The 24458-nt window shown below is 52.1% G+C and carries 24 protein-coding genes; 14 read left to right on the top strand and 10 right to left on the bottom strand.

Annotated features, from left to right (window positions below; translation table 11 throughout):
* Nucleotides 1-5 precede the first annotated feature (5 nt).
* On the top strand, nucleotides 6-1145 hold the full coding sequence (locus tag D6024_RS07080) for a cystathionine gamma-synthase (RefSeq protein WP_121353884.1): 1140 nt from the start codon (nucleotides 6-8) through the stop codon (nucleotides 1143-1145).
* A 214-nt stretch (nucleotides 1146-1359) separates the two neighbouring features.
* Here the strand turns inward: D6024_RS07080 and D6024_RS07075 are convergent, their stop codons facing one another.
* Together D6024_RS07075 and D6024_RS07070 are read right to left on the bottom strand one after the other, a co-directional pair.
* A complete protein-coding gene (locus D6024_RS07075) occupies nucleotides 1360-2061 on the bottom strand; it encodes a metal-dependent hydrolase (protein ID WP_121353883.1) in 702 nt (233 codons plus the stop codon).
* A gap of 44 nt (nucleotides 2062-2105) precedes the next feature.
* The gene (locus D6024_RS07070) at nucleotides 2106-2939 is read right to left on the bottom strand and encodes a GNAT family N-acetyltransferase (protein WP_121353882.1); all 834 of its coding nucleotides are present in this window, start codon (nucleotides 2937-2939) and stop codon (nucleotides 2106-2108) included.
* A gap of 174 nt (nucleotides 2940-3113) precedes the next feature.
* Here D6024_RS07070 and D6024_RS26585 point away from each other — a divergent pair, with 174 nt between their 5' ends.
* From D6024_RS26585 to D6024_RS07050, 5 genes are read left to right on the top strand one after another with little or no spacing between them, the layout of a single operon-like run.
* The gene (locus tag D6024_RS26585) at nucleotides 3114-3251 is read left to right on the top strand and encodes a hypothetical protein (RefSeq protein WP_162944602.1); all 138 of its coding nucleotides are present in this window, start codon (nucleotides 3114-3116) and stop codon (nucleotides 3249-3251) included.
* Nucleotides 3252-3256: 5 nt separating this feature from the next.
* Nucleotides 3257-3691 (top strand): hypothetical protein, encoded by a 435-nt coding sequence (locus D6024_RS07065; protein ID WP_121353881.1) that lies wholly within the window; start codon nucleotides 3257-3259, stop codon nucleotides 3689-3691.
* Entirely contained in the window at nucleotides 3688-4737 is a 1050-nt protein-coding gene (locus tag D6024_RS07060) for a sensor histidine kinase (RefSeq protein WP_121353880.1), read from the top strand. Before D6024_RS07065 ends, D6024_RS07060 begins: the two co-directional genes overlap by 4 nt.
* On the top strand, nucleotides 4734-5783 hold the full coding sequence (locus D6024_RS07055) for a sensor histidine kinase (protein ID WP_121353879.1): 1050 nt from the start codon (nucleotides 4734-4736) through the stop codon (nucleotides 5781-5783). The genes D6024_RS07060 and D6024_RS07055 overlap by 4 nt, the downstream gene beginning before the upstream one ends.
* Nucleotides 5780-6541, top strand: a complete 762-nt coding sequence (locus D6024_RS07050; RefSeq protein ID WP_121353878.1) for a LytR/AlgR family response regulator transcription factor — start codon at nucleotides 5780-5782, stop codon at nucleotides 6539-6541. Before D6024_RS07055 ends, D6024_RS07050 begins: the two co-directional genes overlap by 4 nt.
* A gap of 200 nt (nucleotides 6542-6741) precedes the next feature.
* Here the strand turns inward: D6024_RS07050 and D6024_RS26580 are convergent, their stop codons facing one another.
* Entirely contained in the window at nucleotides 6742-7032 is a 291-nt protein-coding gene (locus D6024_RS26580; RefSeq protein ID WP_162944601.1) for a hypothetical protein, read from the bottom strand.
* 349 nt (nucleotides 7033-7381) lie between these two features.
* Between D6024_RS26580 and D6024_RS07040 the strand changes: the two genes are divergently transcribed.
* From D6024_RS07040 to D6024_RS07020, 5 genes are read left to right on the top strand one after another with little or no spacing between them, the layout of a single operon-like run.
* On the top strand, nucleotides 7382-8194 hold the full coding sequence (locus tag D6024_RS07040; RefSeq protein WP_121353876.1) for a CPBP family intramembrane glutamic endopeptidase: 813 nt from the start codon (nucleotides 7382-7384) through the stop codon (nucleotides 8192-8194).
* Between the two features lie 46 nt (nucleotides 8195-8240).
* On the top strand, nucleotides 8241-9155 hold the full coding sequence (locus tag D6024_RS07035) for an alpha/beta fold hydrolase (protein WP_121353875.1): 915 nt from the start codon (nucleotides 8241-8243) through the stop codon (nucleotides 9153-9155).
* A 19-nt stretch (nucleotides 9156-9174) separates the two neighbouring features.
* Nucleotides 9175-10548 (top strand): S41 family peptidase, encoded by a 1374-nt coding sequence (locus tag D6024_RS07030; RefSeq protein WP_121353874.1) that lies wholly within the window; start codon nucleotides 9175-9177, stop codon nucleotides 10546-10548.
* A complete protein-coding gene (locus tag D6024_RS07025) occupies nucleotides 10545-11405 on the top strand; it encodes an alpha/beta fold hydrolase (RefSeq protein WP_121353873.1) in 861 nt (286 codons plus the stop codon). The genes D6024_RS07030 and D6024_RS07025 overlap by 4 nt, the downstream gene beginning before the upstream one ends.
* Nucleotides 11406-11422: 17 nt before the next feature.
* Entirely contained in the window at nucleotides 11423-12193 is a 771-nt protein-coding gene (locus D6024_RS07020) for a TIGR02757 family protein (protein ID WP_121353872.1), read from the top strand.
* Here D6024_RS07020 and D6024_RS07015 read toward each other — a convergent pair.
* Nucleotides 12190-14979 carry an outer membrane beta-barrel protein gene (locus D6024_RS07015; protein ID WP_121353871.1) on the bottom strand — a complete coding sequence of 930 codons (2790 nt, stop codon included), beginning with the start codon at nucleotides 14977-14979 and terminating at the stop codon, nucleotides 12190-12192. The genes D6024_RS07020 and D6024_RS07015 overlap by 4 nt on opposite strands.
* Nucleotides 14980-15085: 106 nt before the next feature.
* Here D6024_RS07015 and D6024_RS07010 point away from each other — a divergent pair, with 106 nt between their 5' ends.
* Nucleotides 15086-15391: a hypothetical protein gene (locus D6024_RS07010; protein ID WP_121353870.1), complete on the top strand. Its 306-nt coding sequence runs from the start codon at nucleotides 15086-15088 to the stop codon at nucleotides 15389-15391.
* Between the two features lie 376 nt (nucleotides 15392-15767).
* Here D6024_RS07010 and D6024_RS07005 read toward each other — a convergent pair whose 3' ends face one another.
* The 3 genes from D6024_RS07005 to D6024_RS06995 all read right to left on the bottom strand — a co-directional run bounded on the left by D6024_RS07005 (nucleotide 15768) and on the right by D6024_RS06995 (nucleotide 19867).
* A complete protein-coding gene (locus tag D6024_RS07005; RefSeq protein WP_121353869.1) occupies nucleotides 15768-17063 on the bottom strand; it encodes a TolC family protein in 1296 nt (431 codons plus the stop codon).
* Between the two features lie 72 nt (nucleotides 17064-17135).
* Nucleotides 17136-18746 (bottom strand): DHA2 family efflux MFS transporter permease subunit, encoded by a 1611-nt coding sequence (locus tag D6024_RS07000; protein WP_121353868.1) that lies wholly within the window; start codon nucleotides 18744-18746, stop codon nucleotides 17136-17138.
* A gap of 71 nt (nucleotides 18747-18817) precedes the next feature.
* Complete coding sequence (locus D6024_RS06995; RefSeq protein ID WP_121353867.1) at nucleotides 18818-19867, bottom strand: HlyD family secretion protein; 1050 nt, start codon at nucleotides 19865-19867, stop codon at nucleotides 18818-18820.
* A gap of 86 nt (nucleotides 19868-19953) precedes the next feature.
* Between D6024_RS06995 and D6024_RS06990 the strand changes: the two genes are divergently transcribed.
* Entirely contained in the window at nucleotides 19954-20442 is a 489-nt protein-coding gene (locus D6024_RS06990) for a MarR family winged helix-turn-helix transcriptional regulator (protein WP_121353866.1), read from the top strand.
* Here D6024_RS06990 and D6024_RS06985 read toward each other — a convergent pair.
* Genes D6024_RS06985 through D6024_RS06975 form a run of 3 tightly spaced genes read right to left on the bottom strand, consistent with a single transcriptional unit; the run spans nucleotide 20402 to nucleotide 23251 of the window.
* Nucleotides 20402-21052 (bottom strand): ABC transporter ATP-binding protein, encoded by a 651-nt coding sequence (locus D6024_RS06985; RefSeq protein ID WP_121353865.1) that lies wholly within the window; start codon nucleotides 21050-21052, stop codon nucleotides 20402-20404. The genes D6024_RS06990 and D6024_RS06985 overlap by 41 nt on opposite strands.
* The gene (lpxA, locus tag D6024_RS06980; RefSeq protein WP_121353864.1) at nucleotides 21042-21839 is read right to left on the bottom strand and encodes an acyl-ACP--UDP-N-acetylglucosamine O-acyltransferase; all 798 of its coding nucleotides are present in this window, start codon (nucleotides 21837-21839) and stop codon (nucleotides 21042-21044) included. Before lpxA ends, D6024_RS06985 begins: the two co-directional genes overlap by 11 nt.
* A complete protein-coding gene (locus tag D6024_RS06975) occupies nucleotides 21836-23251 on the bottom strand; it encodes a bifunctional UDP-3-O-[3-hydroxymyristoyl] N-acetylglucosamine deacetylase/3-hydroxyacyl-ACP dehydratase (RefSeq protein WP_121353863.1) in 1416 nt (471 codons plus the stop codon). The genes lpxA and D6024_RS06975 overlap by 4 nt, the downstream gene beginning before the upstream one ends.
* Before the next feature lie 200 nt (nucleotides 23252-23451).
* On the opposite strand from D6024_RS06975, the gene D6024_RS06970 reads away from it, so the two are divergent.
* Nucleotides 23452-24432: a helix-turn-helix domain-containing protein gene (locus tag D6024_RS06970; RefSeq protein WP_121353862.1), complete on the top strand. Its 981-nt coding sequence runs from the start codon at nucleotides 23452-23454 to the stop codon at nucleotides 24430-24432.
* The last annotated feature ends 26 nt before the right edge of the window (nucleotides 24433-24458 follow it).

Below are 24458 nucleotides of genomic sequence, written 5' to 3'. Positions count from 1 at the left end.
TTGACATGAAGACAGGAACCAAATTTATCCATGCAGGCATGGAACCCGATCCCAGCACCGGGGCCATCATGACGCCGATCTATCAAACCAGCACCTACGTGCAGGAGGCGCCGGCCACGCACAAGGGATACGAATATGCCCGCAGCCAGAACCCGACACGAACAGCCCTGGAAACGGCGTATGCACAGATTGAAAACGGAAAATTTGGCCTGGCCTTCAGCAGCGGCGTGGCAGCAACCGATGCGGTCATCAAACTGCTGGCGCCCGGCGACGAAGTGATCTGCGGCAACGACATGTATGGCGGCACCTATCGCCTGTTCACCAAGGTGTTTGAAAAATTTGGAATCAAGTTTCATTATATCAGCATGCAGGATGCGCAAAACATCCGGCAGTACGTCAACGACAAAACAAAGCTGGTGTGGGTGGAAACGCCGACCAACCCGCTGATGAACATTTGCGACATTGAAGCCATCGCCGGCATCTGCAGGGAGCGCAACCTGGTGCTTTGCGTGGACAACACCTTTGCCTCTCCTTATTTGCAAAACCCGCTCGACCTCGGCGCCGATATCGTGATGCACTCCGCCACGAAATACCTCGGCGGGCACAGTGACGTGATCCAGGGTGCTTTGATGATGAACAGCCAGGACCTGAGGGACCAGCTTTATTTTATCCAGAAAAGCTGCGGTGCCGTGCCGGGACCGATGGATTGCTTTTTGGTTTTACGCGGCCTCAAAACCCTGCACCTGCGCATGCAGCGTCACAGCGAGAACGGCAAAGCAATCGCCCAGTGGCTGCGCAACCACCCGAAGGTTGGCAAGGTGTATTGGCCGGGTTTTGAAGATCATCCCAACCATGCGATCGCCAAAAAACAAATGCGTGATTTTGGCGGCATGATCAGCTTCGAACTAAAAGATGAAAAAGTGGAAGAAGCAAAAAGGGTTTTAAGTAGCACCAAACTTTTTTCGCTGGCCGAAAGCCTGGGTGGCGTCGAGTCGCTCATCAACCACCCGGCCAGCATGACGCATGCATCCATACCGAGGGAAGAACGGATCAGGAATGGCCTGAGCGACTCGCTGATTCGCCTGAGCGTGGGTGTTGAGGATGCGGAAGATTTGATTGATGATTTAGCCAAGGCGATTGGATAAAGTGCGTGGCGAGTCATCACCAGTGAATAGAAGAGAGATCATTGTTTATCTAAAAAGCAGGCCTGGCGCCTGCTTTTCTTTTTCCTGTTGTCGCACAAATACATTTTAGCTTATGAGCAGTAAGGCATCAATGATGAATAAAGCCCCCCGCACTGTTCACCATCCACTGCCCGGCTCACATTATACCGGCGAGCGGTGAGCCCGGGCTGCCCGTTCAGGAAGCAACAACCTGCCCGGATGTGAACTGCGCCGTTTCTATTGGTGCATTGCCGGCTTTCGCCACCCGGTTTCGATCCACCCAATAGCCCCACAATACGATCAGCCATTGCAACTGCCCGGCCCAGGCAACAGCAGTGATGTCAGTAGGCGGCGGGCCAAATGCATTCACCAGATGAACGACCAGCAGAAAGATGACCAATGCTCCCAGTGCATAGACCCCGGTTTTGTTCTTTGCTTTTGTGGCCCTGTAATAGAAAAGCACACCGGCGGCAAACAGCAGGAGTTCAACCAGCAACTCTATCGTTTTTACCTTCCACAATCCCAACCCATAAAAATCGTTGCCTCCCGGGTAAAGCGGCAAGTCGGGAAGGTGCACCACCAGGTCGAGCAGCCAGTGACTGACCACGCAACAGCCCACCATTATAGCGGCACCTCTGTTTTTCTTCACCAGGAAATACAGCAGTCCGAAAAGAACGGCCCATCCCAACACAGCCAGTAAGCTGTGCGAAACAGGATAGTGCGTAAAGGAAAGCGGCACGGGTCCTCCCGGGCTGATCGCCGCTTTCTCCACTTTTAGCATCAGAAGCGTTGGCCAGAGAAGATCAAGGAACTGCGCGGCCAGGAAATAGGTGCCAAGCGAAGGTTTTGCCTGGAGCTTTTTGGCGGCAAAGCCCACGGCATAATGTCCGATAAACATGTGGCTTGATTTGGTGCTTCAAAATTAAACGGATACGGAAAATCTCAGGACAACTTCATCTGCATTTCATAAAGCCCAAGCAGCTTTTGAAAGCCCAGGGATTCCAGGAAATGGATTGCAGGTTCGTAGTGGTCGTCCACGTTGGTTACTACCAGTTGGGCGCTGCAGAGTTGCTGCATGTGGCGGAACAGGGCCGTGCCCATACCTTTCCTGCGAAAGGCCGGAAGAACGCCGGCCTGTTTTACCCTGCCCGAAGCCAGCACACAGGCGGCATAACCAACCATCGTTTCGCCGTCAAACGCACCGAGCAGGCAATGGCCTTCCCTGTCGCGGTTGATGGCTGTCGTTGCATTTTGCCAGGCCGGCTGCATGGCGGTAAAAGCGCTGGTATCGGGTAATGCATCCACCGGCCGGATTGCAAAAAAAGACGCCGCTTCAATCGGCGCTGCGCTCCGGAAGGCGCTGAGTTTGCGTACCGTTTTAAACCCGATGGAATCGTAGATTTTCTTTGCCGTGAAATTGTTGTCGATGACTTCCAGCAGGTGCGTGTAAATGCCTTTTTCTTTCAGAAGCGGGATGCTGTACCGGTACAATGCGGATGTCAGGCCTGCGCCGCGACCGGAAGGTACGACACCGGTGCCGGCGTTGTAGATGGTTTTCACGCCATCGACCACGTCATAGCCGTGGAGAATAAAGCCAACCAACTGACCGTCGTCGAAAGCGCCAACGGAGAAGGCCGGCACAATGCCCTCGCCTTTGATTTTGGCCGCCATCCCTTCTTCGGTAAACCGCAGGGGAATGAAATAATCGCTGAACGCTTCGTTAAATGCCGCCGTGATCTCTGCCAGCGGTGTGTGCTCCAGGGTTCGTAGTTCCATAACAGGAAGAAAGGCCGTAAAGATAAAATTGCCAGTGGAGCCGGTGAGCCAAAGAATGATGAGCGGCAGCCGGTCGCCCCGAAGCGGGTTTCGTCACGAGAAACTTGTCATTCGTCACATCTTTTTTTACCGGGGCAACCGGGAAGATGACCTTTGGGATCTAAACCTGCAGCAATGTACAAGTTTCTTTTCCTGGCCATTTTTCTCATAGCCCTGACGGTGGTTTCGTTTGCATTCCTGGCAGAAAAAGGTGCGCTGCAATCCAGCGGCCCTGTACTTGCCGGGAACCCGTTTCTTGTCTTAAACCAATAAACCGCATGCTCACCGTTGCCGTTCTTTTCCAGGGCGTCCTTTTGCTTTTTCACCAGGTGACTACCCTGTTTGATTTTTACCCGTTCAACAATGTGCGGCAGTACACGCTCAAAGAGCGGCTGGCCGAGTGCTGCGTGAACGGGATCATCATGGCCTTCCCGCTTGCGGGCTTTTGCCTGCAGATCGACTGGATGACCGTGACCTCGCTGGTTATCTATCCCGTGTTGCTTTTGGGCGAATACCTTAACTGGTGGCGGCACTATTTTTTCGGACCTACCGAAGAGTGGCAGCAAACCTACGACCGCCTTTTCCGCCACACCATTATCGTGTTGCCACGAATTAAAGATCACCCGGTTCCGAATCTTGAACATACACTGCTGCACAGCCTAACCCTGCTTACCGCAATTGTAACCTACATTGCTTATTTTACGACCCCTTGAGAAAAAGAGCATTTTATACCAACATTCATTTCCTTTTTGTTACCGGAGGCTTGTTGCTGAATTTCCTGCTGATGGTGATGTACAGTTACATCAACAATGGCCATGCTTTTTTCCCATTGTATGCATTCAGGGATTTTTATTCCCAGGGCTGGCCCATCATGCTGCAGACCTTTGTCGTCCTTTACCTGCTGTATTATTCCATCCGCTATTTCAACAAAAAATACCAGCATAACCCTAACGGCTTCGAACGCTTCCTGCGGGAAATTCTTTTTGTACTGCTCATCGGTTTTTGCATCATGGAATTCTTTCGCTGGATCTTCATTACCTACATGGTTTATCCCGAAGACGACATGAACTTTCTGCAGCGCAAGCTCAAAATGATCCTGACGATCGACATCACCTTCCTGATCGTTGTGTATGCGTTTATGACGTCGTTCCGCATCTTTCGCTACCTGCAGCTCCAAAACATTGAAGTGGCGCGGTGGCAGCGGCAATACACCCAGTCGCAGTTTGAAGCGGTGAAGAACCAGCTCAACCCGCACTTTCTTTTCAACAGCCTGAATGCCCTGAGTTCTCTTGTCTATGTCGATGCAGACCTGGCCGAACAATTTATCGAAAAGCTTTCGCGGTCGTACCGCTATTTGCTGGAGCAACGCGACAAGCAAACCGTTCCGCTGGAACAGGAACTCGCGTTCTTGCAGTCGTTTCTTTTTTTGACGGAGCAACGATTTGGCAAAAAGCTCCAGGTGCAGGTAGCGAACATGGAAACCGACCGCTACACGGTACCGCCGCATACCTTGCTGATCGTGATGGAACAGGTGCTGCAGAACAACACGATGTCGGCCGCCAGGCCCTTGCGCATGGCCCTGTCGCAGGAAGAGGGCACACTGCAGATCCGCTACTCCAACCAGCCGAAAGCGGCCACCGAAGAACAAAGCCCGCAGTTCCGTTACCTGCAGGAGCAGTTCCATTTCCTGAATAAAGAAATTTCAGTCGCCACCGAAGGCCAGGTGGTGCGAATGACCATCCCTCTTTTACCCGCGTGAAGCAAAACCTGACGATACAAAAACCCATTTCGCCCTTCCGGCTCACACTCACCGTGATCCTGCTGGTCAGTCTTCTCTACCCGGTGTTTTTTGCCTACATCGACAAAACATTTTCGGTTCGAATCATCTCGCGGGAGCTGTTGTTTACCGTCGTGCGGCTGACGGGGATTGCGCTGCTCATCCACGGCACCATCCTGTTGAACAACTACGTTTTTAAAAACTTCAAACCCGTCGGACTGCGCTACGTCGTGGAGATCATCCTCATTTTGTTTCTGACTTACTGGTTTTTATTTGGCTTTGTCAAATACATCGAGCAGCCGCTGGTGAACGGCAACCCGGCCGACCCAAATCTCTGGACCTTTCGCCGCTATATCGGCCTTTACATGCTGGGAACCATTTTCATTTACACATTTTTATCGGGCCTGAATATTTACCAGGTTGCGCGGCAGAAAGAGGCGCAGGCCGAGCAATTGGAACGGGAGTTTGCCCAGGTGCGGTTGCAGGCGCTGAAAAGCCAGGTAAACCCGCACTTTCTTTTCAACAGCTTAAGCGTGCTTTCGTCGCTGGTGCATGTCAATGCCGAACTCTCCGATCAATTCATTCAGCACCTGGCGAAAGCCTACCGCTATATCCTGGAACAAAAAGAAGCGGAGCTCGTAAGCCTGGACGAAGAACTGGGTTTTCTGGATGCGTACTTTTTTCTTTTGCAGATCCGGTTCGATCAAAAGATCAGGCTGGAGAAAACGATTGCTGCCGGTACAGGCGACCTGTTGCTTCCGCCGCTGACACTGCAATTGCTCGTGGAGAACGCCGTAAAGCACAACCGCATGTCGGCGCAGGAACCGCTTGTAATCAATGTATCGGCTGCCGGCAACACCCTGCAGGTGGAGAACAACATCCAACAGCGAGAGCAGGCCGAAAGCTCCACCGGTATCGGGCTCGAAAATATCCGCAAGCGATACGCCATGCTCACCGACCGAAAACCCACGGTTCACCACACCGACCGTTTCCGTGTACAAGTTCCACTGTTAAAACCGAAGCGATGAACGTAATCATTATCGAAGACGAACACCTGTCTGCCCAACGGCTGCAAGCCATGCTGGCGAAATACGATCCTTCTATCACCGTGCTGGCCGAGATTCCATCGGTAGCCGAAGCGGTGCAATGGTTCCGCGAAAACAAAGATCCGGATCTGGTTTTTATGGATATCCACCTCGAGGACGGGCAAAGCTTTTCCATTTTTGAATCGGTCAACCTCGATGTGCCGGTGATCTTCACCACGGCCTTTGACGAATACACGATCAAGGCATTTAAGGTCAACAGCGTTGACTATCTCATGAAGCCGCTGAACTACGAAGAGCTGGTGAAGGCCATCGAGAAGTTCAAACGCATTCATTCCGAAAAACAAGCCAGCGGCAAAAGCCTGGAGCAGTTGCTTCACTCGCTGCAGAAAAAAGAGCCCGACTACAAAAGCCGTTTTTTGGTTTCCATCGGTTCCCGCCTGATGACGGTGGAGGTGGATGATATTCACTATTTCTACAGCGCGGAGAAGATTACCTTCCTGGTTACGAAAGACAACCACCGTTACCCGGTTGATTTTAGCCTGGACAAGTTGTCGCTGATGCTCGACCCTGCAGTTTTCTATCGCATCAACCGGCAGATGATGGTAAAGCTGACTGCCATTGAAAATATCCATGTGTACTCCAAAGGCAGGATCAAGCTGGATCTGTCGCCGGCGATGAAGGAAGATGTGTTTGTGAGTTTGGACAAGGTGGTGGAGTTCAAAGAGTGGCTGGGGAAATAGGCGGCGGCTTGCAAAAAAAGGTTTTCTCTTTATTCTTTGATAATGGGAAAAGACTTCAAAGCGGCTTTCCACCCCGACAGGTATTATCATGTTTTTAACCATGCCGCAGGTAAGGAACAACTTTTTCTTACCGCCGACAATTACCGGTATTTCCTGCACCTGTTTTCAAAACACATCGGTCCTGTTGGGGATATTTTTTGCTACTGTCTCCTGCCAATCATGTTCACTTTTTCATTGCCACCAAAACAGAACAAACCATCGAAGATTATGGTAAAACCCGTGAAGGCACGAAGGCTCGACCCGCATCTTCGAAACCTGTTTATGTCCTGCAGCAATTCAGTAATTTTTTCAATGCCGATACCAAAGCGTTTAACATGCAACAAGGCCGCATTGGCAAATTGTTTCTCGAACCGTTCAGCCGCCGCCTGATCAATACACCCGCCTACTATACAAAGCTTGTCCACTATATACACGCCAATCCGGTTCATCATGGCTTCTGCAGGCATGTTGAAGACTGGCCATTTTCCTCATACCGGCAGATCGTTTCTCAAAACAGCCTGTTGAAACACGAAGAACTACTTGATTGGTTCGGGTCAATCACGTCCTTTATTGAATTGCACAGGCAACCTGTCCAGCGGAAATTTTGACTTTTGGCCGGCACATTTTTTCACACCCCAGAAGTTTTAAAAACTCCGGGGTGTGAAGAGGCCTGAAAATAAGTCTGAAAACAGAATCCTGAAAAAGTTCAAAAACCAACACTCAGCAACCTCTTTCCGTCATTCGTCAACTCTTGTTTTTCCTGCCCTTGTATCCTGTCTCTCTTTGTGTCAAACAACGCACATGAAACCGCCTGTTTTTAAAATCATCGCCGGGTTTGTCCTGCTTTTTGCCTGCTATCACACGGCCGAATATTTTATCCTGTACCGCAACAGCGCCACAGGTTTCCTGACCATCTCCGGCTTGTTTTTCTTCGCCGGTTTTATCGTCTCGAAATGGCAGGGCGACAAAACCATGAACGGCTGGGGCCTGGCGGTAAAGAAATCGTTTCCCGTGTATTTTCTCACAGGCCTGCTCACTGGTCTTGCCGTCAGCACGCTGCTTTTTCTCAGTTGTCTCTTATTGGACATTGAGGTCGTCAGCTTCGTTCCGCCCCTGCACCAGTTCCTGCCGCAGGCTGCCCTGCTGATTTTTGGCTGCGCCATCTCGTCGCTAACGGAAGATGTGCTCACCCGCGGCTATATCTTCCGTCATGCCGGGCACAGGTGGACGAAATCCCTGGTGGTCGCCGTGTCGGCGCTTGTCTATGGCCTCAATCACATTCACCGACTTGATGAACCGGTCTATTTTCTTTATGCGCTTGTGCTGGGCATACAACTTGCGCTCCCGCTGTTGCTGACCGGTAACATCTGGTACACGTTCGGCGTGCACTGGGCGGGCAATATCGTGTATCATCTTACGAACAGCGTGATGCACACCGCAGGTGGCAGCAATGCGTTTCCCCCGATTGCTATGGCGACCATTTTTGCACTCCTTTCAATCCCGCTTCATTTGCTGGTATGCCGGCAACTGGCTTTGCACACGACCGCCGGAAACAGCCCTTCCCTTCAGCGTCATTCATCCGCCTTCATGCGTCATTCGTCCGGACTGATTTGAAAAACGGCACTGCCCGCAGTCTCTTTGTATCATCAAACAAAACAAAATGAAAACCCTTCTTTCCTGCCTGCTTCTCCTGCTCCTGCTAACGTCGGCTTCAGCAAACGAAAGACAGTTCTATTTTACCACATCCGACAGCGTTAAACTCTACGTACGCATTGCCGGCGAAGGGAAGCCCTGCCTGTTCGTGCACGGCGGACCCGGTTCCAATTCATACTACTACGAAGCCATGGCCGGCGCTCCCCTCATCGAGCAAAAGATGCAGATGATTTATTTCGACCAGCGCGGCAGCGGCCGTTCCGACTCTGCCAGGAACTGCGACTACCGGCTGGAGCGCATGATCAAAGACATGGAAGAAATCAGGCACTACCTGGGCATTAGAAAGTGGGCGGTGATGGGCCATTCGTTTGGCGGAATCCTGATCACCAATTATGCCCTTCAACACCCGGCGAGCATCTCGGCTCTTCTCTATATCCACTGCACGCTGAACATGCAGGCCGCGATGACGAGCCACCTGGAATTTGGCCTGAAGGTGCTGGACATGAAAGACCAGTCGGCGTTCAGAAATGCATCGCTGCCCCTGAACGAACGCGTTTGGAAAGTGCACGAAAAACTTTCGAAAAAAGACATCTGGTACAAGCTGATGTTCCGCAACGCCTATGAAAAAAAGTTCAACGACTCGATAACGTTTTCGGCCGGTAAATTCAACCGCGACTTTGCCACGCAATGCTGGTCGATTCCGGCCTACTGGAAAGACTACACACCGCAAACGGCACGCATCAAATGTCCCGTGTTCGTGATGACCGGTGACCAGGATTACGCGATCGGTCCCGATCATTACAAGAGCTTTCGCTTTCCCCACCAAACGGTTGTTCATTACATTGGTGGCCATGCGCCCTTCCAGGAAGAACCGCAGTGGTATGCCGAAAAAATCCTGGCCTTTCTTCCCTCCATTCGATAACCCATAAACCCTGCAGAATATGAAAAAGATCTTTCTTCTTTTAACGACTGTATTTGCGCTCCAGGCATTTGCGCAAAAGAAATTCGACAGTACCGCTTATACAAGCTTTAACCATAACCGCTGGGAGAAAATCAACTTTTCGGATTTGATGAAAGACTCGGCAGCCAAAGCACAACTGACCGCCGAACAAAAGATTGCAGGCCTGAGTAAGTGCTGGTCCGAAGCCAAATACAATTTCGCCAACTTCGACCTGGTGCCTGCACTAAACTGGGACAGCCTTTACACCACCTTTATCCCAAAGGTGGCGGCCACCACATCGCTGGTCGACTACTACCGGGTGCTGCAAAACTTTTATCAGCACTTGCGGGATGGCCATACCAGCGTCAATCTCCCTTTCCGCTACATCAAGCAACGCAACGGCATTGTACCGCTGGAGATCCGCTGGATTGAAAACCGGGCTATCGTGGTGCGCAACACGTCCGATAAAAAAGAAGAACAACGCATTCTGCCCGGCATGGAACTGACCGCCTGGAACGGAACACCCATTACTGAGCACATCCAAAAAAACATCAGTCCTTTCCTGCATTTTTCCACGGCGCAAGACAGTACCGACCGCATTTACCGTTACGAATTGACGCCGGGCAGCGCAGGCGCCACTGTAACACTTTCGTTTAAAACACCGGAAGGAAAATGCCTGACGCAGGTCTTCACGTATAAAGCCGTTGAGCGCTATTGGGATCGATTGCCGCTGTTTACTTTCCAAATCCTGAAAGGCAACATAGCTTACCTGCAAATCAATTCCTTTAATGATGAGAAAATTGTAAACGCCTTCGACAGCCTTTTTGCTTTTATCGCACCCACCCGTGCACTGGTTATTGATGTGCGCAACAACGGTGGCGGCAACGGCGGCAACGGGTTTGAAATTCTCGGATGCCTTACCGACAAACCATTTTACACCGGCAAAACCGTGCTTCGCCAATACCGCCCTGTGGGCCGCTCCTGGGGCGACATTGAAAAAGGCACAATTGCTGAAGACGACTGGAAACCGTATAAAAATAAATTTTTCAGTAAGCCCGTTGTGGTACTGACAAGCGCCGCAACCTATTCGGCCGCTGAAGATTTTACGGCTACATTTAAAAGCATGCAAAGAGGACTTGTCATCGGTGAACCTTCCGGTGGCAGCACCGGCCAACCCGTGTTTTTTACACTGCCCGGCGGCGGCACGGCAGCCGTTTGTTCCAAGCGTGATTTTTTCAGCGACGGTACCGAGTTTGTAGGTGTGGGGATTCAACCCGATATCGTTGTACACCCGACGGCCAAAAACGTGGCAGCGGGGAAAGACGACGTACTGGAAGCGGCTGTGCAATACCTGCAAAATGCACCGGCAAAATGACAAACCTGTTCACCGTTGACGGCCGCAACATCGAGGCAAGGATTTTGGGAAACGGCACGACAACGGTCCTCTTTTTTCATGGCTTCGGCTCCTCCTCCGAGGCCCTTCCTTCTTCCGGAGAGTTGCTTCGTCAACTGGACCTGCAGTTCGTTTGTCCCAACCGGCCAGGCGTGGGCAGTTCCTCTCTCTTCAAACGATACACACCGGCCACGGTAGCCGCCGACGCAAAAGCAATCCTTTCGCAGTTGCAGGTCCGGCAGTGCGTGGTGGCGGGATGGAGTTCCGGTGGCCTGTTTGCACAGGCTTACAGCCAGGCCTACCCGGAAACCGTTACAGCCCTTCACCTGCTTAACAGTGCAATCCCTTTTGCCAACCGGGATGCATTGACGGTCCTGCCCGACAGGTGGAAAGCAATCACCTTCCTGAACCACTATTGTCCATTTGTAACAAAGTGCCTGTTCCGGCAGGTTGGCCGCCTGGCAGAAAAAGACCCGGCTGCGCTGCTGAAGCAATCAATCCGCAGTATGACCGAGGCAGATAAAAAAGAAGCAGGTGAGAAATCCGTTTCCGCTCTCTTGCTCGAAGCAACAAGGCAAGGCTTTGCACAGCGGGGCGCCGGCGTTTATTACGAAGCCAGGGCCCTGGGCAGGGCTAAAATTGATTATACCAAGATCACCTGCCCCGTGCACATCTGGACAGGTGAACAGGATAACGTGTGGCCACCGGCTACCGCCGGCTACCTGCTGAAAAAACTGCCCCAATCGCACCTGCACATTTTCCGCCACAGCGGGCACCTGCTCTTTCTGAAAGAATGGGAAAAGATCGTGACGGCTTTTGCAGCAGCACCTGCATGCTGAATGCCTAGCTTTGCGCCGTGACCGAAAAGCTGAAAGAATTCCTGGACAGGAAAGTGGCGGAGTACAACCGGCCTTCGTTTATTCCGCACGACCCGATCTCGGTTCCGCATCGCTTTACGCAAAAACAGGACATCGAGATCGCGGCGTTCTTCGCGTCCATTTTTGCCTGGGGCAACCGCACCACTATCATCAACAAAACAACGGAGCTGATGCTGCTGATGGACAATGCACCCCATGCCTTTTGCCTGGATCCCGGCATTGATGGCCTGAAGCGCTTGCTGGCCTTCAAACACCGCACGTTCAACACCACCGATCTTCTGTATTGCATTGATTTTTTTCGGCACCATTATTCGCACCACGACTCGCTGGAAACGGCATTTGCCCAATGGATGCAGCCAGGCGATGAAACCATTGAAAACGCACTGACCGGTTTTCACACCTATTTTTTTTCGCTGGAAGAAGCGCCGCAGCGCACCCGAAAACACATTGCCACGCCGGCCCGTGGATCGACCTGCAAACGGCTTTGCATGTTTTTGCGGTGGATGGTGCGGCGGGACAACTGCGGCGTTGATTTTGGCCTTTGGCAAACCATCTCGCCTGCGCAACTGGTTTGTCCCGTCGACCTGCACGTGGCAAGAGTGGCAAGACAGGTCGGCCTCATCACCCGCAAACAGACCGACTGGCTGACGGCACTGGAACTAACGGGCCACCTGAAACGTTTTGACGCAGACGACCCGGTGAAATATGATTTTGCCCTGTTTAGTTTGGGTGTGATCGAGAAGTTCTAAAAAAAGAACAGCCTGTCTCGTCCGCCCACTTTTTTGGGTGCACCCATGTTGCGGATATTGTAGGTAAAGGTCAGCGCACCATAGCGCTGCAACACATTTGTCCGTTGATCGGTAATTTGATTTTGGGAGGTAAAGCGGTAGAAGCCGTTGTTCCGGTTTAGGATGTCGAACACGCTTAGCTTCAACATGCCCACGTCGCCTTTCAGCATCAGCAGTGTAACGGCTGCATTCCACAACAGGTTTTCCTTTGGCAGTCCCGGGGCCACTTCGCTGTTGTAACGGTAGGCGACGTTCGTCTCCCATACCAGTTTGGCCGGAAGGCGAACAATCAATTCGTTCTCGAGGTAATGCGTCACTGCTCTCAAACTCTTGAAGCCGGGATCCGTATACGTGGTGCGGCTGATGCCGGGGCTGTACATCGGACGCATCTCCACCTTGTCGTTCCAGTTGAAGCTCAAATTGAAGTTGGGTCCAAATTGCAGGCTCGATGCGGTGCTGACATTGTTGTTCACAATCAGCTTGCGCCGGTCGTAATTGACGTAAGGCGAAAAGCGGAAAGAGAAAATAAACTTCTGCTTGTTTTTGAATTCTTTCCCGTAACCGACGCTGCCATAAAAGTTCACCGTACCGCTGGCATTCACCGGCATTGTTGTCTGCACACCATTGGCTGCCACGGTTTTTTTCAGCACCACGTCGTTGTCGGTAAAATTGCCGTTGGCAAAGAAGTTAAAGCTGGTGCTGCTGCCTTGCAGGAAGATGAAGTTGTTTATATAAAACGAAGTGCGCTTCGCCGGCTTCAGGTAAGGATTGCCGTAGCGGATATAAAACGGGTTGGTGCTGTCGGGTACAGGTGTCAGGTTCGAAACCGACGGCGCCGTCACGCTTTGGTTGACCTGTGCCGACAGTTGTTTCCAACTGAACTGGAACGAAGGCAGTACGTTGAACAGCGTGGTGTTCACGGGACTGACCACTTTTGTAAAGTTGTTGTGAATGGTTTGCCACAGGCCGTTCACGCCAGCCGACAGCGTTACCTGCTTGATCTTGTAGGAAAGTCCCAGGTAAGAATTGACGCGGTGCTGGTAACGCTGAAACCCTTTCGCCTGCGTGTCATCGGGCAACTCGTACTTCGCATTTCCATCGCGGTTGAAAATTGCAATATCCTGTTCGTCCTTGATGTAGTTGTACTGGTTGTTGAATCGCAGGGTCATCTTTTTGGAAAGCGGCTCGCTGAAATTCAGGTTGGTGTTGGCGGAAAGCGAGGGCAGATCCTGGCGGCGCAGTTGCGCAAAATCCCTGTCGTAGGGAAAGGGATAAAAATAGTCGTTCTCGGCTTCGGTAATATAGCGTTGCAGGTTGCTGGTGTAGGTCAGGAAGTGACTCAGGTTGAGTGTACGTCCCTTCTTCTCCCTGAATCGCCGCGTCAGCGTCAGGCTGTGATTGTAGCTGCTGTAGTAGGTTTTGTTGAACTGCGAACCGGTGCCGCTGCTGACCTGTCCAAGCAGGTTGTTGGTCACGTTGATCAACGCGGCGATGGCATCGGCACTCGTCGAATAGGCATAGCCGGAGCGGAACGTAATGTCCGTCAGCGTATCCGGCTTGAGGTTGGCGCCGGCACCGAGGTTGTGCGTGTTGGCAACACGGTTGTTTCCCGTAGTGGTCAGCGTGTTTACGGCTGTGTCGTTGAAGAACTGCTGCACATTGGTGAGCTGTTGCACATTGTTATGGGTGTTGCCAAAAAAATATTGCAGAAAGAACGAGTTCTTTTTGTTGGGTGCGTGGTTCAGGTTGAAACCGCCACCTGTCGTGCGGGCAATGCCGGCGTCGAGGCCACCAAAGGAAATCCCGTTGAGTGCAAAGCCTGTTTGCCCGCTGCGGTTGGAGATCATGACCGAGTTGAATCCACTGCGGTTAAAGCCGCCGATGTCCTGGATCTCCTTGAACGAAAACCCGCTGCGGTTGATGTTGTTACTAAAACCCAACAGGCTCAATTGCATCGTATCGCGGTAGATGTTGGCGATGCCACCCAGTTCATAACGGTCATTGGTACCGGCGCCGCCATAGAGCTTTCCAAACCAGCCTTTTTTCACGCCTTTCTTCAGGGTCAGGTTGATGACCTGTCCCACGTTGGTCAGGTCGCCATCGCTGTTGCGGGCAATTTCGTCCTTGTCATCTGTTACCTGTACTTTGTCTATCACGTTGGCGGGAAGGTTGCGGGTGGCCATTTTGGGATCGTCGCCAAAAAAACTTTTTCCATCCACCATAATGCGGTTCACCCGCTTGCCGTTGGCCGTGATGTTGCCATCCCTGTCCACCTGTACGCCGGGCAGTTTGCGCAGGAGGTCTTCCACCAGGTGCGTCGGCAGGGTTTTAAATGAAGAAGCATTGAACTCGATGGTATCTTTTCTTACGGTTACGGGTGGCCGTTCGGCCACCACGATCACTTCGTCGAGCGATTTGGCGGTGGGCTGCAGTTTGATGTTTCCCATGTCCAGCGTCTCTTCACCGGTCAGCGTAAATTCTTTGCGAAACGCCTCGTAACCTGTGTAGGTCACCACGATGCGGCAGGCAAGGTTCAGCGGCAGGCCGGGTACCTTAAACTCCCCTTCCGGGTTGCTGAGACGATAGGTAATGAGGGCCGTATCAGCAGCCTTAAAAACAGTAATGGTAGCAAGGCCCAACGGGTTTTTGCCGGCACTGTCGAGCAGTTTTCCTTTAATACTTCCCTGTGCAAAAGCGACGGAAACAACAAAAAGAAGGAGAACACAAAGTGCGGGTGCTTTCTTCATACGTGCAGTTGGTTGAAGCTTCAAGTTTACGATCCTTCTCGTAGCGGTCTGCCATTTTTCAGGATCAGCGGCTGATTATCGGGACAAGATAAGGTAAATTGCAGGGATGGATGTCTTCCCGCTTTTGGCCCAACTCAATACAAATCTTACTGTCGGCGAACGGGAATCGGTGAAAAAACAACTGGCTGTTTACCTCAACGAACTGGTGCTCCACGATTTTGCGGCGCTGGTGCAATTGCTCTACCGCGTAGATGTGCCGGAAAAAAACGTCAAAGCCGTGTTGCAGGAAAACCCCACCGAAGACGCGGGCAGCCTGCTCGCCGATCTGCTGATCCGGCGGCAGTTGGAAAAACGGGCCACGAAAGAACGGTTCCGCTCATCGGACGAAACGTCGGAAGAAGAGCGGTGGTGAGGCCCCCTCGGTCCCCAAAGGGGAAGTGGCCCAGCTGCGTAAGCTCGCCTACGGAGAATGGTTTCTTGCTCAACATTGTTGGGAACGTACACGTGTGCGACGCAACAGAAGCTTCATGGTTATTCTGTTGCTGGTACCATAAAAAATACATTGCTCCTACGGAGCTTCGTTCTCTCTTCGAATTCTTTTTTCTATTAACAGGATGCCCCGCCGGGGCAAAGAAAATGCGGTTTTCAAGGACGCCAAACGGCAGTAAAAAGCCTCCACCTTAAAGTATGATGGAGGCTTTGAAGTACCGTGCATAAGCAAGGGTCTGTGCCGGGCCACTCCCTCCTTTGGAGGGCGGGGAGGCCTTTGAGGGATCGAGGAAGCCGTCTTACCAATACTTCACTCCCATCAATCTTGCCAGTTCAATCTGTGCCAGGGTCATCTGGTACTCGTACTGTACCTGCGCTAATTCCACCCGCTGGAGGTTGGTATTGGCATTGAGCAATTCCACGTTTGTACTGATGCCATTCTTGTATCTCGATTGCGCTACACGCAATGCTTCTTTTGCAATGGAAACCTGTTCGGCCGTTGTGCGCAGCCGTTCCTGGTTGGTTTGCACGTCGGTCAGTGCCTGCTTAATGTCGCGGCTGTACTGATTGTTGAGGCTTTCCACGGCCAACTGGTTTTGCTTTACGATGCTTTGGGCGATCTGGGTTTGTTTTTTATCACGGCCGCCATTGAACAGCGGAACGTTGACACCTACACCCAGCGCATAGTTGAATTTGAACTGCCCGATATCCGGCTGGAAACCGTTGCGGAAACCGGTTGTTCCATTCAGGTTAATGCTTGGCTTGTTGGCCAGCTGGCTGATGGCCACATCGGCTTCGGCCTGGCGGATGCGTTGCTGCGCCATCTGGAACTCGACGTTGCTGGTTTGTGCCGTTTGCAAGGCACCGGCAGAATCAACCGTTCCGACAGAAAAATCAAAATTGCGGGCCGAAGGATTCAAGGCCTGCCCGGTTGCAAACTGCAGCAGGTTGTATTGCTTTTGCAACTGGTTTTGCAGGTCGGCTTTCCGGTTTTGTTCAATGTCAATGTTATTCTGCATGGTGAGCACGTCCATCTTCAACGCGTCACCGCTCTTGTATTTGTCTTCAATCACCTGCTTGTTCACCTGCAAAACGCCGATCACCGAATCCTGGATGTCGATGGCACGCTGCAGGTAAATGATGGTATAATATACATTGGCGACCTGGGCGGCCAGTTGCGATTTGTTGTATTCAACATTGTTCTTGGCCTGCTGAACATCGAGCCGTGCCCGCTCAATCGCCAGCCGCGTCCGGCCAAAATCATACAGGGGTTCCAGGATGGAAACACCGGTATTGACGTTATGGTTGGGCTGCAGCTTAAAGTTTTTTGTGCCGCCGCTTCCATCGGGGAAAGGTATGTTGGGTACCGGCGCCACGTAGGTGTAACTGCCGCTGGCACTCACGGTTGGTTTGGTGGCGAGACCCGCCAGTTCCGCTCTCTGCTCGGCCACCTGCACCCCCTGCTGCAACTCCTGGAAGCGGGGAAAATAACCAAACGACTGGTTGATCAATCCTTTCAATTCGCCATTGGTCTGCTGGGCCAGCGCAGTGCCGACAAGGCCTACCAGCAAAATATTCAGACTCATTTTTTTCATAACACTTCTACTGTTTTATTGTGGATGAAGCTGCGCTGACGCACGCCTGTCATCCATCATCCGTCATTTATACTAATGTGCCTCCGCGGCCGCTTTCATGGCTTCTTTGGCATTTGCATTCTTTTTCGTTCGCAAAAACGCGACCAGCGGCAACACGGCCACAAAGAAGATGGCGATCATGTGAAACGTGTCCAGGTAGGACAGGAAATACGCCTGCTTGTCGATACGCAGATCCAGCAGCTTTAACGCCTGTTGCGATGCGCCGTACGCATTGCCCGTTTTCGATGCCAGCATTTGTGTGGCAGACGTTGCATACTGGTTATAGACCGGGTTGTTGGCAACGATATTGCTGCTCAGCAGGTCGGTGCGGTGCTGCATGTACTGGTGGGCAATGTAGTTGTTGGCCATGGCGATCCCAAAGGCGCCGCCCAGTTGCCGGATCATGTTGTTGAGGGCAATGCCCGACGCATATTCTTTGGGTTTCAGCCCGGCAACCGCCTGGTTGATCAGCGGAATGTTCACCAACGAAAGGCCCAGTGCACGAAGAATCAGCGGGAAGAAAAAATCCCACCTGTTGGCTTCCGGCGTTACACCGCCGCTTAAAAAACCGTAGGCGGCAAAGAGCAGGAATCCAATGATCACAAAGGGTAGTGGCGAAACCCCTTTCGCCATCAGGCGGCCAATCACCGGCATCATCACCACGCCGATTAATGTTGGCGGCAACAGCGACAGGCCCGTTTCGTACGGCGTCCAGCCCATGATGCGTTGCGCCATAACGGGATAAACAAAGACGGACGTAAACAGTCCCAACCCGATCACGAAGGTGAAGATGGTGGTAAAGGCCAGGTTGCGGTTCTTCAATACGTGCAGGTCAACGGCCGGGTGCTTGACCACCAGTTCGCGCCAGATAAATCCCGCCAGGCCAAACAAGGCCAGGGCCGAAAGAACCTGGATCAAATGGCTGTTGAACCAGTCTTCCGCTTCGCCTCTTTCCAATACGTACTGCAAACACCCGATGCCCACCATCAGCAGGGCGATACCGGTATAGTCGATCTTGATCTGGTCTTTCTTCTTCCCCTCGCCTTCTTTTTTCCCAATAAAGCTTAACGACAAAAGAGTCGCGATAATGCCGATGGGAATGTTGATGGTGAAGATGAGCGGCCAGCTATAATTTTCGATGATATAGCCGCCGAGTGTAGGACCCAGCGTGGGGCCCAGGATCAATCCCATCCCAAACAGGCCCGAAGCCATCGGCCGGTCTTTGGGCTCGAAAGCATCGAACAAAATGGCCTGCGACGTAGAGAGCAAGGCACCGCCGCCCACCCCCTGCACAAAGCGCCAGATGACCAGTTCTACCAGCGAGCTTGATTCCGCACATAGGTACGAAGCAATGGTAAACAGGATCATCGAAACGATGTAATAGGTTTTGCGGCCAAAGTATTCGGCCAGGAAACCTGTCAGCGGGATGATGATCACGTTGGCAATGGCATAGGCCGTGATCACCCAACTGATATCCTCAATGGTTACACCCAGGCTGCCCGCAATCTGGTTCAACCCCACGTTTACAATCGATGTATCGATCAACTCCATCACCGCCGCCGTCACCGTTGTCAGCACGATAATAAACCGTGCAAACCCTTTCGGCGTTTTCACTGCGGGTGGATGTAATGCTGCTGCTTGCATCAAAAAAAGTTTACGCGTTCACAAGTTTGCGAGTGCACGGCCGCGTTGGACAACCGATCACTCATTACGCATCATTTCACTTTCACGTCCAGGTCCACGCTCAGTCCTGCCTTCAGGATATCCTTTACCTGCGCCACGTTATCGATATCGATCCGCACCGGCACACGCTGGGTTACTTTGATATAGTTGCCCGACGCATTGTCGGGAGGAAGAAGTGAAAATTTGGCACCGGTTGCCTCGCTGAAGGATGTGATCTTACCGGTCAGCTTCCGGTCGGGATAACCTGCAATGGTCATTTCAACGGGCTGTCCCAGTTTCAGGCTTTTCAGCTGCGTTTCTTTAAAGTTGGCCACCACCCAGAACTGCTCGCTGTTCACGACCGTGAACAGGGGCTGGCCGGGCTGAATAAACTGTCCCGGCTGCAGGTTGGTCTTGCCGATCCGGCCCCCGGCAGGCGCATAGATCTCCACATAGGTCAGTTGCAGTTTGGCTTTTTCCAGCGCGGCTTTTCTTGTTTCAATCAGGGCCTGCGCTTTCTGGATTTGTGCATTGGCAGTATTGCCCTGCACAGATGCCTGCACGGTCTGTTGGTTGCCGGCTACCAGTTGCTTGCGGGCTGTTTCCACGTTGGAACGACTGTCATCAAGTTGCTTGCGGGTTATGGCACCATCGGCAAACAGGGCTTCGTCGCGGCCAAGATCCTGTTCGGCCTTCCGCAGTCGTGTGCGCAGCACGTCGGCATTGGCCGAAGCCACGTTTTCGGATGAACCGACTGTTGAGAGGGCCGCCCTTGCCGTTGCAAGATCGGCCTGGGCCTGGGCCAGGTCGGCCTGGGCCTGCGACACGGCGATCTGGTACTCCCTGTCGTCCAGCTTCACCACCAACTGTCCCGGTTTTACTTCGGCATAATCACTCACCGCAACACTGTCGATATAGCCGGCCACCCGGCTGATCACCGGCACGGCGTTGCTTTCGATCTGTGCATTGTCCGTGCTCTCATACATCGTGGCATGCCGGATCTTTTTATACCCGAAAAACCCGCCGATGAGCAGCACCAGCGGAAGGATGATATAAATGGGCTTGATCCGCCTGCGTTCTGTTTCAACTGTAACTTTTTCCATTGTTCTCGAATTGGAGGGCAAAAGTAAACCAAGTTTACTATATAGTCAAACTAGTTGACTATTTTTCTTTTTCCTATCTTTGCCGCATGAACCAAAAGGAGACAGACAAGCGGCTGCTGGAATTTCACCACCAGAAAAACCAAAGCGTCGGCAAGCTCATTAGTCATATCAAACGCCATTTTGATGCCTGGGCCATGTCGGAGTTTTGTGAACACGGCTATGCCGATTTCAAAATGGGCTACATGCCGCTGATCATGAACATCCATCCCGAAGGAATTACCAACAATGAACTGGCCAAAAAAGCCCGGGTGACCAAACAGGCCATGAGCAAAGTGGTGAAAGAACTGGCGGAAGCCCATTACATCGCCACCGAACCGGATGGCAAGGACAAGCGCAGCTCCATCATTTACCTGACACCCAAGGGGAAAAAACTGGTTCTTTCCGCCAAGGAAAGGGTGCTGTCGCTGGAAAAAGAATACGAACAGGTTTTGGGGAAAAAGGGTCTTGCTCAGTTTAAAGAAATGCTGAACAAGCTTATTGAATACCACGACGAGAAGAAATCGTGTGATTTTTAAAGTCCGTAATGGAAATCACTTCGTTGCAAAAGCTGTATTCCACTTCGTCGTTCGAACACACCAGCACCAGGCGGTCTTTGCAATAGGTAGCAATGAGGGAGTGATACAGGTGAATGCCTTTGCTGTCAAGATTGCTGCACGGCTCGTCGAGCAAAACAATGGCCGTGTCCGAAAAGATCGCCTGCGCCAGTTTTACACGTTGCTTCATGCCCGACGAATAGTATCGGATCTGCTTGCCGGCCGCTGCTTCCAAACCAATTTCTTCACTGATTTTTTTTGCGGTAAACGACTCCAAAAATGGCTTGAACTGGTTGTGAAAATGGAGGAACTCCAGCAGGGTCATTTCTTCTATGACATCGAGGTAAGGCGCACAAAAAGAAATTTCCTTGTACACGTCTTCATTTGCCAATGGCCCGTTGCCGGTTGCATATTGCAAACTGCCTTCGCTCAGCTGCAGCATGCCGCCGACCGCCTGGAGCAGGGTGGATTTACCCGAACCGTTCGGCCCGGTGATGGCATAGGCGCTACCGGATGAAAATTCCAGTGTAACCCCCCGGTAGATCCATTCGCGGTTGTAGCGTTTGCCGGCGTTGAGGAGGTTAATTTTCATCTACGCCATTTTTTGCATAGCGCTTAATCACCCCGGCTTTGGAGCCCTGAATAAACTGAAGGATTTCTTCTTTCACATCGCCATCGGGAATTTCGGCCCTGATCTTTTCGATGGCACCGCTCATGCTGTGATTGCCCACGAAGAGCAGGTGATAGATCTTCGAAATGGTGTCGATCGTTTCGGCGGAAAAATTCCGGCGCTGTAGGCCCACGATGTTCAGTCCCATGTAGCTCATGGGCTCACGGGCTGCTTTTACATAAGGAGGAACGTCTTTGCGGATAACGGTATGGCCTGCAATATAGGTATGCGCCCCGATGCGGGTAAACTGGTGGGCACCGGCCAGGCCGCCAATGATGGCGTAATCGCCGACTTCCACATGGCCAGCCAGTTGCACGGCATTCGCTAAAATGACATGATCGCCTAAGATGCAGTCATGCGCCACGTGGGCATAGGCCATCAGCAGGCAATGCTTTCCGACAACCGTTTTAAATTTATCTTTTGTGCCACGGTTGACGGTTACACATTCACGAATGGTGGTGTAATCGCCGATTTCGGCCGTGGTTTCTTCGCCGATGAATTTGAGGTCCTGCGGAACGGCGCCGATCACGGCACCGGGAAATATTCTGCACCCCTTTCCGATACGGCTATAGGACATGAGCACGACATTCGACATGATATGTGAGCCATCGCCGATCACCACGTTGTCGTGAATGACCGCAAAGGGTTCAATGATAACATCACTTCCGATTTTTGCATTGGGATGAATGGATGCGAGCGGGGAAATCATACTCTTTCTTTGGGTTTCTTTACAATTTGCGCAACCATATCTGCTTCGGCAACCAGTTTCTCACCAACATAAATGGTCCCTCTCATTTCACAGATACCACGGCGCACAGGATTCATCAGCTCCATTTTCAGGATCAGCGTATCGCCGGGCACCACCTTGTTTTTGAATTTGCAATTGTCGATTTTGAGAAAATACGTGTCGTAGGTATGATCGGGATCGTCGGGAATGGTGAGGATGCCACCCGTTTGCGCCAGCGCCTCTACCTGCAGCACGCCGGGCATGACGCAGTTGCCGGGAAAATGTCCCTGGAAGAACGGTTCGTTGTAGGTGACGTTCTTTACGGCCACCACCACTTTTTCATCCAGGTGAATGATCTTATCGATCAGGAGGAAGGGATAGCGGTGCGGCAATTTCTTTTCAATCGCGTGGATGTCGTAAACCGGGGGCTTGTTGGGATCGTAAGGCGGAATGGCGGCCTTGTTCTTGAATTTCTTCAGGTGTTCCTTGATCTTTTTGGCAAACGCCACATTGCTGGCATGACCGGGACGGTTGGCAATGATGTGCGCTTTGAACGGCATCCCAACCAGTGCCAAATCGCCAATGACGTCCAGCAGTTTATGACGGGCCGGTTCGTTAGGAAAGCGCAGCTCGAGGTTGTTGAGAATTCCGCCTTCCGAAACCTTGACATCCTCTTTCTGGAATGCTTTGGAAATGCGCTGCACCTGTGTGTCGGTGACCGGCTTGTCCACCACCACGATGGCATTGTTGATATCGCCGCCTTTGATCAGGTTATTATCGATCAGGAATTCCAGCTCGTGAAAAAAGCAAAACGTGCGGCAGGGAGCAATGTCCGTATTGAAGTCGGACAGGTGCCTCAGGTCGGCATGCTGCGTGCCCAGCACCGGCGAGTTAAAATCAATCAGCGTGTTGATGCGGTAGCCGTCGTAGGGCAGCGCCACCATCTCCACCTTTTTATTTTCGTCCACAAACACAATGTTGTGCTGGAGGGTATAATAGACTTTCGGAGCGTCCTGCTTCGTCACACCCACCTTGCGGATGGTTTCGATAAACGGTTCGGCACTTCCGTCGAGGATGGGCACTTCGGCCGCATTGATTTCCACCACGACGTTGTCGACACCGTTGCCCACGAGGGCGGCCATCAGGTGTTCGATGGTGCCGACCCGGGCGCCGTTGGCTTCGATCGTCGTGCTTCGGTTGGTTTCAACAACATTGTCCACATCGGCTTTGACCATGGGCGCATTGGGTAAATCCACCCGTTTGAAAACGATGCCTGTATTGGGTTCTGCGGGTTTTAATCGGATTTCAACGGTTTGGCCCGAATGAATACCAACACCGCTGATGGAGGCTTCTGCTGCAAGGGTCTGCTGCACTTCGGAATAATTCGACTGCATGCGGCGAAAGTATGAAACTATTTGTCTCGTTCTTCAAGAACGGGGTCGAAGAGTCGGCGAGTTGACACGAAGAGAAGTTGACACTGATTTCCACTTTTACGCTTGCCAAACCCGGGCCTCCACCACCAGCCCTGCCTGCCTTCAGTACGGCCGCATGCACACCGGTCCGCTTGTTAACAGCCTCTAAAAATGACAAAGCGATGAGATTGTTCCTTCTTTGCTGCCGCCGGCAGGCGTACTTTTGCCGCTGCATGCAAACCGTTCACGCCACAGAGATTTTAGCGGAAGCCGCCACCCTCACCACAACCGTTTTGTTTGAGGGGAGCCGTCATGTTCCCGGCTCTGTGCACTATGCCATGAAGCGGTTTGCCAAACCCCAGGGCTGGAAAGGCCAGGAAAAGGCGCAGCTGCGTTACCACTACGATGCGTCCAACCCGCACAAGAATTACCTGGAACTGCGGTTCTGCCTTCTCGGCAATATGTATTGCAAAAAGTACCAGAACGAGTGCAACCAGTGTAAAGCGCACCTTTCGCACAACTGCGAAGAAAAAACGGAAAGCGTCGATTTTGTTTCGTTTGCGTTTTCGCAAAAGCTGCTGGAGAAGTTTGCCGGGCTACCAGCCGGTGAGCCGGCCTTTTACGAAAAACTCCTATCGTTTACATATACCTCTTCGTTCAGTCGGCCGCTGCTTCTTTGCGGCCGCACCCGCCAGGTGCTCGAAGGCATGCTGAACCACCCGTACAACGGCGGCCTCGAAACCCTTTTTGTGAATGCACAAACGCAGATGCTCCTGCTCTATTGCCTCGACGGCATGGAGAACAGCGAACCCGTAGTGATCGCCTGCAAGTTCCTGAACAACGAAACCGACCGCGAAAAGGTGGCAAAGGCAAGGGAGATTTTGCTGCAGCAGATCGGCGAGCCAATTACCATCAAACAACTTAGCCGCAAGGTGGCCATGAACGAGTGCTACCTGAAAAAGGGCTTTAAAGAAATGTTTGGCACAACCATCTTCGAGTTCTACCAAAGCAAACGGATGGAACATGCAAAATACCTGCTGTACGAAAAGGGCCAGTCCGTGACTGATGTTTCCGCCTCACTGGGCTATTCCTCGATTTCGCATTTTTCGACGGCCTTCAAAAAACACACAGGTCTGAAGCCCTGCGAACTGCTGCTGCGGTAGTCGGTGACGAATGGTCAAAATGGTGC

Source organism: Flavisolibacter nicotianae (assembly GCF_003628535.1).
Lineage (GTDB): Bacteria > Bacteroidota > Bacteroidia > Chitinophagales > Chitinophagaceae > Flavisolibacter > Flavisolibacter nicotianae.
The sequence above is the reverse complement of the archived record's forward strand: the minus strand, read 5'-3'. Positions and strand labels throughout refer to the sequence as shown.

What these genes read in the sequence shown, in the direction of transcription:
- D6024_RS06985 (WP_121353865.1), bottom strand. Translation starts at nt 21,052, where the DNA reads ATGAAAATTAACCTCCTCAACGCCGGCAAACGCTACAACCGCGAATGG.
- D6024_RS06970 (WP_121353862.1), top strand. Translation starts at nt 23,452, where the DNA reads ATGAGATTGTTCCTTCTTTGCTGCCGCCGGCAGGCGTACTTTTGCCGC.
- D6024_RS07005 (WP_121353869.1), bottom strand. Translation starts at nt 17,063, where the DNA reads ATGAAAAAAATGAGTCTGAATATTTTGCTGGTAGGCCTTGTCGGCACT.
- D6024_RS26580 (WP_162944601.1), bottom strand. Translation starts at nt 7,032, where the DNA reads ATGATGAACCGGATTGGCGTGTATATAGTGGACAAGCTTTGTATAGTA.
- D6024_RS07075 (WP_121353883.1), bottom strand. Translation starts at nt 2,061, where the DNA reads ATGTTTATCGGACATTATGCCGTGGGCTTTGCCGCCAAAAAGCTCCAG.
- D6024_RS07035 (WP_121353875.1), top strand. Translation starts at nt 8,241, where the DNA reads ATGAAAACCCTTCTTTCCTGCCTGCTTCTCCTGCTCCTGCTAACGTCG.
- D6024_RS06990 (WP_121353866.1), top strand. Translation starts at nt 19,954, where the DNA reads ATGAACCAAAAGGAGACAGACAAGCGGCTGCTGGAATTTCACCACCAG.
- D6024_RS07050 (WP_121353878.1), top strand. Translation starts at nt 5,780, where the DNA reads ATGAACGTAATCATTATCGAAGACGAACACCTGTCTGCCCAACGGCTG.
- D6024_RS07080 (WP_121353884.1), top strand. Translation starts at nt 6, where the DNA reads ATGAAGACAGGAACCAAATTTATCCATGCAGGCATGGAACCCGATCCC.
- D6024_RS07015 (WP_121353871.1), bottom strand. Translation starts at nt 14,979, where the DNA reads ATGAAGAAAGCACCCGCACTTTGTGTTCTCCTTCTTTTTGTTGTTTCC.
- D6024_RS07065 (WP_121353881.1), top strand. Translation starts at nt 3,257, where the DNA reads ATGCTCACCGTTGCCGTTCTTTTCCAGGGCGTCCTTTTGCTTTTTCAC.
- D6024_RS07070 (WP_121353882.1), bottom strand. Translation starts at nt 2,939, where the DNA reads ATGGAACTACGAACCCTGGAGCACACACCGCTGGCAGAGATCACGGCG.
- D6024_RS07040 (WP_121353876.1), top strand. Translation starts at nt 7,382, where the DNA reads ATGAAACCGCCTGTTTTTAAAATCATCGCCGGGTTTGTCCTGCTTTTT.
- lpxA (WP_121353864.1), bottom strand. Translation starts at nt 21,839, where the DNA reads ATGATTTCCCCGCTCGCATCCATTCATCCCAATGCAAAAATCGGAAGT.
- D6024_RS07010 (WP_121353870.1), top strand. Translation starts at nt 15,086, where the DNA reads ATGGATGTCTTCCCGCTTTTGGCCCAACTCAATACAAATCTTACTGTC.
- D6024_RS07025 (WP_121353873.1), top strand. Translation starts at nt 10,545, where the DNA reads ATGACAAACCTGTTCACCGTTGACGGCCGCAACATCGAGGCAAGGATT.
- D6024_RS06975 (WP_121353863.1), bottom strand. Translation starts at nt 23,251, where the DNA reads ATGCAGTCGAATTATTCCGAAGTGCAGCAGACCCTTGCAGCAGAAGCC.
- D6024_RS26585 (WP_162944602.1), top strand. Translation starts at nt 3,114, where the DNA reads ATGTACAAGTTTCTTTTCCTGGCCATTTTTCTCATAGCCCTGACGGTG.
- D6024_RS07000 (WP_121353868.1), bottom strand. Translation starts at nt 18,746, where the DNA reads ATGCAAGCAGCAGCATTACATCCACCCGCAGTGAAAACGCCGAAAGGG.
- D6024_RS07030 (WP_121353874.1), top strand. Translation starts at nt 9,175, where the DNA reads ATGAAAAAGATCTTTCTTCTTTTAACGACTGTATTTGCGCTCCAGGCA.
- D6024_RS06995 (WP_121353867.1), bottom strand. Translation starts at nt 19,867, where the DNA reads ATGGAAAAAGTTACAGTTGAAACAGAACGCAGGCGGATCAAGCCCATT.